The sequence below is a fragment of the Actinoplanes sp. GCM10030250 genome (assembly GCF_042666575.1).
GTDB lineage: Bacteria > Actinomycetota > Actinomycetes > Mycobacteriales > Micromonosporaceae > Actinoplanes.
On the sequence record NZ_JBHTDO010000036.1, the window covers coordinates 1 to 11,389 of the forward strand.

The 11,389-nt window shown below is 67.7% G+C and carries 12 protein-coding genes; 8 read left to right on the plus strand and 4 right to left on the minus strand.

Features of this window, described 5'->3' with window-relative positions; genetic code table 11:
* The 8 genes from ACFQV6_RS34520 to ACFQV6_RS34555 form a co-directional block, all read left to right on the plus strand.
* Positions 1–4,491, plus strand: a 4,491-nt coding sequence (locus tag ACFQV6_RS34520) for a ricin-type beta-trefoil lectin domain protein (protein ID WP_378031863.1), incomplete at its 5' end; no start/stop codon positions are given.
* A gap of 101 nt (positions 4,492–4,592) precedes the next feature.
* Positions 4,593–4,907: a hypothetical protein gene (locus tag ACFQV6_RS34525; protein WP_378031864.1), complete on the plus strand. Its 315-nt coding sequence runs from the start codon at positions 4,593–4,595 to the stop codon at positions 4,905–4,907.
* 43 nt (positions 4,908–4,950) lie between these two features.
* Positions 4,951–5,109, plus strand: coding sequence for a hypothetical protein (locus ACFQV6_RS34530; protein ID WP_378031865.1), 159 nt, complete (start codon positions 4,951–4,953; stop codon positions 5,107–5,109).
* Positions 5,110–5,141: 32 nt separating this feature from the next.
* Positions 5,142–5,558, plus strand: coding sequence for a hypothetical protein (locus ACFQV6_RS34535; RefSeq protein WP_378031866.1), 417 nt, complete (start codon positions 5,142–5,144; stop codon positions 5,556–5,558).
* Positions 5,559–5,602: 44 nt separating this feature from the next.
* On the plus strand, positions 5,603–5,917 hold the full coding sequence (locus ACFQV6_RS34540; protein ID WP_378031867.1) for a hypothetical protein: 315 nt from the start codon (positions 5,603–5,605) through the stop codon (positions 5,915–5,917).
* Positions 5,918–5,986: 69 nt separating this feature from the next.
* Positions 5,987–6,487, plus strand: coding sequence for an SMI1/KNR4 family protein (locus tag ACFQV6_RS34545; RefSeq protein WP_378031868.1), 501 nt, complete (start codon positions 5,987–5,989; stop codon positions 6,485–6,487).
* A 99-nt stretch (positions 6,488–6,586) separates the two neighbouring features.
* Positions 6,587–6,850, plus strand: a complete 264-nt coding sequence (locus tag ACFQV6_RS34550) for a hypothetical protein (RefSeq protein WP_378031869.1) — start codon at positions 6,587–6,589, stop codon at positions 6,848–6,850.
* 17 nt (positions 6,851–6,867) lie between these two features.
* Complete coding sequence (locus tag ACFQV6_RS34555) at positions 6,868–7,362, plus strand: GAF domain-containing protein (RefSeq protein ID WP_378031870.1); 495 nt, start codon at positions 6,868–6,870, stop codon at positions 7,360–7,362.
* On the opposite strand, the gene ACFQV6_RS34560 is transcribed toward ACFQV6_RS34555, so the two are convergent.
* From ACFQV6_RS34560 to ACFQV6_RS34575, 4 genes are all read right to left on the minus strand, one after another.
* Entirely contained in the window at positions 7,350–7,937 is a 588-nt protein-coding gene (locus ACFQV6_RS34560) for a nucleoside deaminase (protein ID WP_378031871.1), read from the minus strand. The two genes, ACFQV6_RS34555 and ACFQV6_RS34560, sit on opposite strands and share 13 nt — an antisense overlap.
* Positions 7,938–8,085: 148 nt before the next feature.
* Positions 8,086–8,589, minus strand: a complete 504-nt coding sequence (locus tag ACFQV6_RS34565; RefSeq protein WP_378031872.1) for a hypothetical protein — start codon at positions 8,587–8,589, stop codon at positions 8,086–8,088.
* Between the two features lie 208 nt (positions 8,590–8,797).
* The gene (locus tag ACFQV6_RS34570) at positions 8,798–10,360 is read right to left on the minus strand and encodes a polysaccharide lyase family 1 protein (RefSeq protein WP_378031873.1); all 1,563 of its coding nucleotides are present in this window, start codon (positions 10,358–10,360) and stop codon (positions 8,798–8,800) included.
* A 388-nt stretch (positions 10,361–10,748) separates the two neighbouring features.
* Entirely contained in the window at positions 10,749–11,384 is a 636-nt protein-coding gene (locus ACFQV6_RS34575; protein WP_378031949.1) for a 4Fe-4S single cluster domain-containing protein, read from the minus strand.
* Positions 11,385–11,389 lie beyond the last annotated feature (5 nt).

The following is an 11,389-nucleotide window of genomic DNA, read 5'->3' on the forward strand; positions in this document are numbered from 1 at the left end:
GGCGCCTACTACTTCGACGCGATCGGCCGGGTCACCTCGTTCCTCGACCCGGACATGCAGACCTCGAAGATCACCTACGAGCCGGCCACCGGGCAGGCGTTCAAGGTCATCGAGGAGAACGGGTTCGGCCACAAGCAGACCCAGGAACTCGAGCCGGGCCGGGCCGTGGCGGTCAAGACGACCGACGCCAACGGGCACGTCAGCAGCGCCGAGTACGACCCGCTGGGCCGGCTCGTCAAGGGCTGGGCGCCGGGCCGGGCGGGCGCCGCTATCCCGGACTTCGAGGCGACCTACACGATTCCGAAGCCGGACGCGGAGGGTGTGCGGCAGCCGCCGTTCATCACCTCCAAGGCGCGTGGGCACGAGAACCGTATCGAGACGTCGGTGACGATCTACGACGGTCTGGGCCGGGAGCGGCAGTCACAGGAGCAGGCGACCGGTGGCGGCCGGCTGATCACCGACACGCTGTACAACAGCTCGGGTGAGGTGTGGCAGACCAACAACGCCTACTTCACCAAGGGCAACCCGTCGGGCAGCCTGTTCACCCCGGACTCGGAGATCGCGGTTCCCAACGCGACCCGCTACACCTACGACGGCCTCGGCCGGGTGTTGCAGGAGACCCCGATCCTGCGCGGCCAGGAAACCCCGGCACGCGCCACGAAGTACGAGTACGGCGCCGACTGGTCGACCGTGCGCAACCCCACCGGCACCGCCTCGTACCGGATGTACGCCGACACGCTGGGCCGCACCAGCCGACTCGACACGTTCAACGACGCCGCCGCCGGTGGCTTCACCTCCATGCGGTACGAGTTCGACGCGAGCGGCCAGATGGTCAAGGCGACCAACTCGGCGGCCAAGGCGGGCAACGACTGGTCGTGGAAGTACGACCAGCGCGGCCGTGTGGTGGAAGCAAGAGATCCGGACGCCGGTACCACCAAGAAGGTCTATGACCATCGCGACCGGGTGATCTCCACGACCGACGCCCGCGGCACGACGCTGGTCACGGAGTACGACGCTCTCTCCCGCCCGGCCAAGCAGTTCCTGGGCTGGGAACTGACCGACCTGCGCGCCGAGTTCACCTATGACACCGCGCCCGGCGGCAAGGGCCTGCCGGCGACGGCGACCCGGTACACCGACGGCAAGGGTTACAAGCAGTCGATCGCCGGCTACACCAGCGACTACCAGCCGACGGCAACCACGCTGACGTTGCCCGCGGACGTCGCGGCGACGTGGGGGCTGCAGACCTCTTACACCTACGGCTACACCTACACCGACACCGGTCTGCCGGAGGTGGCGACTCTTCCGGGAGTCGGCACCCTCCCCAGCGAGAAGCTGATCGCCCGGTACAACAAGGACGGCCTGCCGCTGTCCGTTTCGGGCCAGGACTGGTACGGGTCCGAGACGGCGTACTCGCCGTACGGACAGCTCATGCGCTCGACGCTGGGTGCTCAGCCGTACCGGGTGTGGGCGCAGAACACGTTCGACGAGGCGGATGGCGCGCTCACCGACCAGCAGGTCTACCGGGAGAACACCGGTGACAAGACGCTGGTCGGCGGGGTTCTCGCGTCGCACCGTTCGTACGGTTACGACAACGTCGGTAACGTCACGTCGATCCGCGAGCGGTCGGTCGGTATCGAGGAGCGGCAGTGCTTCACCTACGACATGATCGGCCAGCTGGCCAAGTCGTGGACCGCGAAGGACCAGGACTCCTGCTCGGCAGCTCCGGCCGCCTCGACCGTCGCGGCGGGTAAGGACAACGCGGGCTACTGGCAGGAGTACGAGTACGACCTGCTCGGCAACCGCACCAAGCTGGTCGAGAAGAACCTCACCGGCGACACCACCAAGGACACCACCAGCACCTATGTCTACGGCAAGGCCGACGGCAGCCAGCCCGGCACGCTCACCAAGGTCACCAAGAAGCAGGTCACCCCGGCCGGTGCGCAGGTCACGGCCGAAGCCGAGCGGCTCTACTCGCTGACCGGTGAGACAACCGCCGTCACGTCAGTGCAGAACGGTGACAACCAGGAGCTGTCCTGGACCTACGACGGGCAGATCGAGCGCATCTCCGGGTCCGGAACCAACGGCAAGTCGTCGTACTTCGGCCTGAGCAACGCCTGCCTCGACGTCGACCAGGGTGCGGCAGCGGCCGGGGCCAAGATCCAGATCTGGGGCTGCAACGGCAGTTCCGCTCAGAAGTGGACCTTCAAGCCGTCGCCCGGACAGGCCGACGCCAACCTGGGCACGATGACCCAGTACAACGGGACCTGGTGCGCCCAGCCGGTAGCGAACACGGCCGGCTCGGGCCTGGGGCTGCAGAAGTGCGACGGATCGGCTGCCCAGCAGTTCCGGCGCAGCGCGAGCGGCCAGCTGACCCACCCGGCGTCGAACCTGTGCGCCACGGTCAGCGCCGTCAACTCGCCGGTCACCCTCGCCACCTGCGCGACAGGCAACGCCGGTCAGGTGTGGCTGCCCCAGGACGAGACCACCTACATCTACGGCCCCGGCGGATCCCGCCTGCTGACCATCCAGGGCAAGCAGGCAACGCTGAACCTCGGCGAGGCGCAGCTCACCGTCCAGCAGGGCGGCGCGCAGGTCAACGCCCAGCGTTCCTACGCGGTCCCCGGCGGATCAGTCGTCCGGTACGCCCTGGGTGGCGGGGCGCCGGGCCTGGTCGCCCTCACCGGTGATCACCAGGGCAGCCCGTACGCCGAGATCACCCTCAGTGGCACGATGGGCATCCGGATCCGCAAGCAGGACCCGTTCGGCAACGAGCGCGGCACCGCCCCGCTCGCGCTGAACATGAAGGCGAACGCCGGATTCCTGGGCGCGTTGCGGGACGACTCGTCCGGCTACACACCCCTCGGTGCGCGTCTGTACGACCCGGAAGTGGGACGGTTCCTGTCCGCCGACCCCGTGGTCGACCTTGCTGACCCGCTGCAGCAGAACGGGTACGCCTACGCCCACAACAACCCGGTCACCCACTCCGACCCGACCGGCCTGTCCATCTCGCTGACCCCGTCCGAGCTGGCCTCGGCTCTCGCCGGCGCGGGCCTGTCCGCGGCGCAGATCGCCGAGGCACAGGCGAACTCCAACCGGTCGCTGACCGACGTGATCATCTCCGCCGCCTGGTCGATGCTGAAGGACTTCATCGGCATCAACGACGCCATGGCCTGCTTCGGCGGTGACATGTGGTCCTGCGGCAGCCTGATCATCGGCGCGATCCCATGGGCCAAGCTCGGCAAGATCCCGGCGGTGCTGCGGGCGATTGACCGCACCATCGCCGCGATCCAGGCCTGGCGTACGGCGAAGAAGGCAGCCGAGTTGGTGCTGGCCGCCGCACGCGCGGCCGAGGCCGCGGCATTGAACGCCAAGAAGCTGGCGATCGAGCGGGCAAAGAAGGCAGCCCAAGCCGCCAAGAAGAAGGCCGCCGACAAGATCAATACGATCAGCAACAAGGCGTCCCAGGCGACGAAGAAGACCGGTAGCCCGGTTCAGAAACAGGCCCAGGCCAAGGCCGCGCCGAAGAGCTCGTCGGCCGGCGGCACCAAGGGCGGTGGATCCAAGTCCGGTTCCGGGGGAGCTTCCCGCAGCGGCGGCGGTTCGAGCGCCAAGGGGAACGGCGGCAAGGCCGGCGGAGGTGGGGGCTGCTCCGGCTCCAACTCCGACAACAGCTTCACCCCGGAAACCCGGGTGCTGATGGCTGACGGCTCGACCAAGCCGATCGAGGAGGTCAGAGCCGGCGACAAGGTGATGGCCACCGACCCCGAGACCGGCGAGACCCGGGCGGAGACAGTCACCGCCGAGATCAAGGGCTCCGGGGTCAAGCACCTGGTCAAGGTCACCATCGACACCGACGGCGACCCGAACTCGGACGATGCCGAGGTCACCGCGACCGACGGGCACCCGTTCTGGGTACCCGAGCTCAAGGAGTGGATCCAGGCCACCGACCTGCGTCCGCGCCAGTGGCTGCGCACCAGCGCCGGCACGCTCGTCCAGATCACGGCGGTAGACCGTTGGACCGTTCAGCAGGCCACGGTGCACAACCTCACGGTGGGCGACATCCACACGTATTACGTGCTCGCGGAAGCCACGCCGGTTCTCGTGCACAACTGCCCGCCCGGATTCTTCTCCAAGATCTTCGGTGGCAAGCCGGAGCCGGAGCCGACCGAGCATGCTCCGAACGCGACGGTTAACGATCTCATCGGAATTGGGCACGACAATCTCGATGAGAAGGGCAAATGGAAGTCGGATCCGGTCAAGGTGGGCCTGGCCAGATCGATGACCGACGATGAGCTTCTCCTGAGCACGACCCGGCCGACCGGTGGTGAGATGTCCCTTCTGCGTTACCATGACGAGGACAACTACATGATCGAGGGAAACCATCGGATGGCCGAGCTCTTGAAACGCGCGGCTGACCCCAACAACAAGAGAATCAATTTCGACACGCCCATCTATATTCATCTGTGGCCGGGTGGCGTGGGTAATCGATAGGCCATCGCACTGAGGTGATCGGGGAGGGATGCCGCGGCATCCCTCCCCGATCACTTGCTGTCGGATCGTGTTCGGAAGAGGTGAGGCGGACAGTGAAGCCCGTGGACGATCTGAGCGCTGGATCATTCCTGAAGAACCTGGCGATTCTTGAGATCAGGGCGATGGCGCGACGCGCGAAGCCGCTGGAGTTCTGGCCCGACGACGACTACACAGCCTGCATCGCATGGCTCGCGGACCTCTGCCACAACATGCCGGACCTGTCCCGCCGGGCCGGCGGCGTGCATGGTGTCCTTCGGCTGCGGCGTGATCAGGGACGCCCGTTCCGGCATGCTTGGCAGGCTGCGGACTCGTTGGGACGGCACTGGATAGTCGATCGGCTGAAGCGCGAAGGACTTGCCTGGGACCCACCGGCCTGATCAGCCGCGCCGACCGCAACGCGGCTCGGCGCGTCATACTGCCATGTTCGTGATGCTCCCGGGCAAAGGGCGGCGGTCGACCATCCGGTGGCTCGCTGGTGTCGAAGTCGAGCGGTACGGCAACTTCCCCGAGTTCTTCGGCGCGATGGTGTCGCACAACATCAAGGAAGCCGACGGCATGAGGCAACAGCCGAAGGAGTAGGCAATGCGGGAGGGCGGCCTCAGGTGAGATGGATGCGTGAGAGGGCCACCAGCAGATCCTGGTTCGGCTGGCCCGTGCCCTCGACCGCGAAGCTCGCCGATCACACCGAGTTGGAGAAGCTGATCCTCACCGCGGAGCGGAACGGCTTCAGCAGAACGGCGAAGGGCACCCGCCCTGACAAGTCCCAGGACTACGTCCTGATGCCGTACCTGCTGGAGCCGGCCCCCGCACCGGCCTGGATCTGCATGGTCATCAGTGTTCCGCCGGGGCTGCTCGCCGAATCCGGCGAGCGGCCCCGGCCGTCTTTCGCGAGACTCGACGTGTCGCTGGACGACTTCAAGAAGCTGCGCGGCCTGAACAAGAGGCAGTCGAGCCAGCTGCTGCAATGGCTGGCCTGGGAGGCCTCCCGCGGCAAGCTGTCGGGCCGCACCGACGACGAGACCGAATAGGCCGCATTCCGGGTTCGGGCGACATGAGGCGGACACTGAGGCCCGTGGACGATCTGAGCGCCGGGTCCTTCCTGAAGAACCTGGCGATTCTTGAGATCAGGGCGATGGCGCGGCGTACGAAGCCGCTGGAGTTCTGGCCCGACGACGACTACACAGCCTGCATCGCGTGGCTCGCGGACCTCTGCCACAACATGCCGGACCTGTCTCGCCGAGGTGGCGGCTCACGTGGCGTCCTCCGGCTGCGGCGTGATCAGGGGCGCCCGTTCCGGCACGCTTGGCAGGCGGCAGACTCGATGGGACGGCACTGGATAGTCGATCGGCTGAAGCGTGAAGGACTCGCCTGGGACCCACCGGCCTGATCAGCCGAGCCGCCGCAGCATGGCTCGAAACGTCGTACCGACATCGCACGCCGGCGGAGGACAGCGACCATGAACGTGAATTGGGCAGCCGAGATCGATCGGATGATGGCGGCCAAACAGCTGCTCCAGCGCGCGGATCCGGACGAACTGTGGCGGCACGAGCCGCCGAATCCGCCGGCCTCCGACGAAGCCATTCGGCGCGCGGAGAGCGACCTCGGCCGGGAACTCGACGAGGAATACGCCGCGTTCCTGCGCCACGCCGACGGATGGCCCGCGATCCTGCAGAACACCGACCTGTTCAGCACCGCGGAACTGTCCGGCGGACCCTCTTTCACCGAGGCGAAGGAACTCCTGGCGGACCTGGAGCCGCACGCCGCCGGCGGTGACGTCTTTCCGATCGGGGCGTCCGAGACGAGCATCGACCTGTTCGTGATGCTCCCGGCCGAGGGGCAGTCGTCGGCCATTCTGTGGCTCGCTGGTGTCGAGGTCGAGCGCTACGGCAGCTTCCCGGAGTTCTTCGGCGCGATGGTGTCGCACAACATGAAGGAAGCCGGCGACATGAGGCGGTGACCAGCTCCGGATTCGCCGAAACGGCCCGGCCGGGGTAACCGCCGGGGTGTAATAGGGAACCAGGTCAGATGCGCCGGCTGATGTGGCGGGAGTGATTTCGTGACCATCCCTGGCTGGAACCTCGAGCGACCCGACGAGGAAGCGCTGATCGCTGACTTCGCCAAGAGCATGGGTGCCGACGCCGCCGAGAAGATCTGGGCACTGGCGTGCCACCAACTCGGCCTGTCCCGGCCGGTGGAAGATCTCGACGACCTGGTCCGCGCCGCCGACGCGATGGTCGACATCGGCGGCCTGATGCGGGTGGCCGGCCGCGGAGCGAGAATCCGGACGGTCACCTACCGGGCCCTCGCGACCCGGGTCTGAACCGGTAGGAGGTGCACGTGGTGAACACGGTGCTGCACGACCGGGACCGGCTGCGCGTCGTCGCGTCGCTCGACCTCGACAACGCGGGGATGCGGGCGGAACTGGACGTGGTGGCCGAGCGGATGGCGCAGGAGACCGGCATGCCCGTCGCGATGGCCTCGGTGGTCCTCGGGACGGCGCAGGCCACGGCGGGCGCGTTCGGGCTGCCCGGCTGGCTCCTGGAGACCGGCGGCCTGCCGGTCGAGTGGGCGTTCTGCACCCGCGCGGTGGCATCCGGCGGGCCGTATGTGGTCAGCGACGCCCGCAACGATCCGGTCCAGTCGGGAAATCCGCTGGTCACTGTCGAGGGCGTCGGCTGTTACGCCGGGATACCGATCACCGTCGCCGATCAGGTCGTCGGTGCGGCCTGCGTGCTGGGCGCCGCCGCCCACGAATTCACCGACGACGAGATGCAGGTTCTGCGCCGGGCCGCGGCCGAGATCACCGAAATCATCGGGCGTTACCGGAGCTGAATGCCGGGACGGGCTCCGTGCAACTCCCGCATTTCCGCCGCGAATTGCGCCACCGGCCCGTCCACCTCGGCGCCCGGAACGACCACGCTGATCGGCAACGCCGCCACCGGTCCGGCCGGCATTCCCCATTCCGCCAATTGGGCGCTCGACACCGCGTACACGATCCGCCCCAGACCGACCCACCCGTGACTCGCCGCGCACATCGGACAATGCTCACCCGAGGTGTAAACCGTCGCCACCGCCCGATCCGCCGGCGTCATGTTCCGCGCCGCCCACCGCGAGATCTCGAATTCCGGATGACGCGTCTCATCACCGTCCTTCACCCGATTCCGATCCTCGAACAACACCCCACCATCCGCCGCCACCAGCACCGACCCGAACGGCTCGTCACCGTCGAGAAGCGCCTCCCGCGCCAAATCAACACACCGCCGCAAATGGATTAGATCCGTCTCACTGATCGCCATGCGGGTAGTAATACCACGACCTTCAATGCAGATGTACGACAGTGCGAAGTCACGCCCGCACCAGCGCCACGGCCCTGCCCACCCCGGGCCGCAGCGCAGCCGCCGGCTCATGCGAGTGGCTGATGCCCACCCGCTGATCCCACCCGGATGGCCGACCCCGGCGCATCCGCCGTTTCATGCGGGTAGCAGACGCCGGCGCACCCGCCGACTCATGCGGGTAGCAGACGCCGGCGCACCCGCCGACTCATGCGGGTAGCGGTCAGGCGCCGTGAGCCAGTAGTTCCACGGCGACGACGGCCGCGCCGAGGGCGAACTCCGCGAACAGCACGATGAGCTTCTGCCACAGCGGCAGGCGTACCCGGCGGACCGCGCCGTAGCCGATCGCGATGAGGGCCGAGACCAGCGCGATCGTCGACGCCCGCAGGGCGGCCTCGACCTTCCACACCTCACCCGCGGCGAGGGCGAGGAACACGAACGGCAGGAGCAGCGAACCGAGGGCGCCGAACACCACCCGCAGCATCTGGCGCAGCTCGCTCCTCATCGGCAGTGCCGCGTGGACGGCGATGTGCGACACCACGTCCGCGACGAACACGGCGAGCAGGGTGCCGGTGACGGCGATGAGCAGGGTGACAGCGGCCTCGTCGGCGGTCGGATGGTGCGACCGCAGCGCCAGCACCACGGCGAGCGCGGTGAAGGTGATGTAGACCCGTTCCTTCAGCAGTTCGGCGCGGTGCTCCCGCGAGATGCCGCGTTCGTCGATCACCGCATCAGACTAGGCGGGCGCAGCCGCAACGCCGCACAGGAACGAGACCACCGGGCGCCGGGCCGACTGGGCATCAGCCCGGGCGCGAAGCTGGCTGGGGCGCCGGGCCGACTGGACGCCCGACCGACATTGGCTCGGGCCGGAGCCGGCACAGCAAACGCCGGCCCGGGGCTGGTGCTCCGGGCCGGCGCGTTCGGTGCTGCGTGGATCAGCTGGCGTACGTCTCGAACTCGGCCACCTGCGGCGTTCCCGACGCGCTGGTGATCCGGAACGTGATCTTCGTCAGCGAGGTCGACGAGAAGCTGACTGCCTTCGCGCCGGTGCCGGAGGCGAGGACCGTGCTGCCGTTGAGAACCTGCCAGTTCCCGATCCGGCCGGTCGCGCCGGACGCCTCCCGGATGTTGACCCGGGACACGGTCGTGGCGGAGCCCCACTTGACGGAGATGTCACCGGTGGTGCCGCTCGGCGACCAGTAGGTGCTCATGTTGCCGTCCTTGACGTTGCCGTAGCTGGTCCCGCTGGCCTTGCTGGACCCGTCAGCGCCACCCGAGAGGCTCAGGTTCGTGCCGCTGGGCTGGGTGGGCGTCACGGTCGGCGACGACGTGGGCGAGGACGTCGGCGAGGAGCTGGGCGACGACGTGGGCGAAACGGTCGGCGTCGAGGTCACCGAGCAGTTGCCGGTCGACGTACGGATCCCCTTGTTCGCGCCCGCCGTCTGGCTGACGATGCTCGGCACGCACGACGCGTTGTCCAGCGAGTACGAGTAGGGCACGCTCACGCTCGTGTTGGACACCGGGTTCGGCCCCGCCGGGTTGTTGTCGGTGCCCTTGGCCGACCAGGTCACGTTGTCGAAGATGTTGCCGCTGACCTGCCAGTAACCGGCCTGGTCGGTGTAGAACGTGCCGAGCACGTCCTTGGAGTTCTGGAAGTAGTTGTTGTCCACCTTCGCCCGCGCACCGGCCCGGGAGTTGATGCCCGACTCGTTGAGGCTCACGTAGTGGTTGTTGTAGATGTGCGCGATACCGCCACGCAGCAGCGGCGTCCGCGAGTCGATGTTCTCGTACTTGTTGTGGTGGTACGTGATGTTGCTGTTCCCGGTGTCGCTCTCGCTCGACCCGACCAGGCCACCGCGGCCGGAGTTGCGCAGGGTGCTGTAGGAAAGCGTCACGTACTCGACGTCGTCCTTCAGGTCGAACAGGCCGTCGTAGCCCTCCGACTCGCCGCCCGAGGCCTCCAGGCTGACGTGGTCCACCCAGACGTTGCGGACGGTGCTCTCCATGCCGATCGCGTCACCACCGTTGGACAGCGGCGAACCCGACTTCTTCACGTTCTTGACTGTCACGTTCTGGATGATGATGTTGCTGGAGTCCCGGATGTGGATGCCCAGCTGATCGAAGGTCGCACCGGAGCCGACACCGATGATCGTGACGTTGCTGATCTCCTTGAGCTCGATCTTGTCCGCGGCGGTGTTGCAGCTGTCGCCCGACACCTTCGTGGTGTTGCCGTGGTTGATCGTGCCCTGCACCTCGATGGTGATCGGAGTGCTGCTGCTGGCCCGGTTGCAGAGCGCCGTGTGGATCGCCGTTCCGGTGGTCGCCCGTACGGTGGCCCCGCCGGCCCCGCCGCTGGTCCCGCCGTTGCTGCTCGCGAACCCGGTGGCCGTACCGACCGCCGCCGATGCCTGGGGCGACGGCAGCGCCACGGCGATGGCACCCGCCGCCGCCGCAGTGCTCAGTACCGCCGAGAGTCGCAGTGCGACTGATCGTTTCATCCTCGCCTCACTTGTTCTCGTCATGGTGCGAACCACTGATGGGCGCGCGGCAGCCCCAGGCCGCCCTCCGTCGTTGGGCACCTCTACATGCAGGAAAGCGCTTTCCTGGCTGAGAATAGAGTCGCATCGATTAACGCGCAAGAAACAACGAAGAATTTTGGCGCGTGAAGATTCCCGCGCCCCCACCCGCTCGGCCATCCATCACCCTCGCCGGCCTGATCACATGCCTCAGCACCGCCCGCTCCGCCACCTCGGCGAGTTCGGCGTTACCCCGGGCGAGTTCCGCCGCCGGCCCGGGCGAGTTCCGCCGCCGGGGGCCAGGCTCGGTGGCTGCGCGCCAGCGAGGGTTCAGCGTCGGCGGCGGCGCAAGCTGGCCGGGCGTCGAAGGTCAGAGACGGTGGCTGCGGCGAGCCGGCAATCCGGCCAGGAGAGCGTCGAGGGTCTCTGTATCGGCCCATCCGTTGACCACGACGGTGCCGGAGCTGCTGATGGTGACTTCCAGCCGATCCGGGGTGACAGCCACGTCGATCGGTGCGTCGGCGATACGGTCGGTCAGGTGGATGAACTGCTGATTCGTCGAGCCGGCCCAGGGCCGCTCATGGTCGAGCAGATCCTCCCGGTACGGCCCCGCGACCAGCAGATCAGTCGCGTCGAGCAGAGCGGCGATGTCCTCGCGGCCCGCCGCCACTTGTTCGCGCAGATGGTCGTACTCATAGCCGGTGAACGTCATGACCGAGCGCCCGGCCAGACGCACCCCCGCTGCCACCGCGGCCAGCCCGGCCGCCTGCTCGAACGGTTCGCCACCGAGCAGTGTCAGCCCCGGCGTTCCGGCGTCGAGCACCCGGCGCACCAGATCGGCGGGGTCGGTCAAGGTTCCGTCGCGCACGCCGAAGAACTGAGGGTTGAAGCAGCCCGCACATCGAATGGTGCAACCCTGCACCCAGATGGCCGTCCGCTCTCCCGGCCCCTCCGCAGTCGTCCGTTCGAGGAACCTGGCAACCCGCACCCGAGGAGGCTCAGACACCGCCC

What these genes read in the sequence shown, in the direction of transcription:
- ACFQV6_RS34530 (WP_378031865.1), top strand. Translation starts at nt 4,951, where the DNA reads ATGTTCGTGATGCTCCCGGGCAAAGGGCGGCGGTCGACCATCCGGTGG.
- ACFQV6_RS34535 (WP_378031866.1), top strand. Translation starts at nt 5,142, where the DNA reads ATGCGTGAGAGGGCCACCAGCAGATCCTGGTTCGGCTGGCCCGTGCCC.
- ACFQV6_RS34545 (WP_378031868.1), top strand. Translation starts at nt 5,987, where the DNA reads ATGAACGTGAATTGGGCAGCCGAGATCGATCGGATGATGGCGGCCAAA.
- ACFQV6_RS34560 (WP_378031871.1), bottom strand. Translation starts at nt 7,937, where the DNA reads ATGAGCCGGCGGCTGCGCTGCGGCCCGGGGTGGGCAGGGCCGTGGCGC.
- ACFQV6_RS34570 (WP_378031873.1), bottom strand. Translation starts at nt 10,360, where the DNA reads ATGAAACGATCAGTCGCACTGCGACTCTCGGCGGTACTGAGCACTGCG.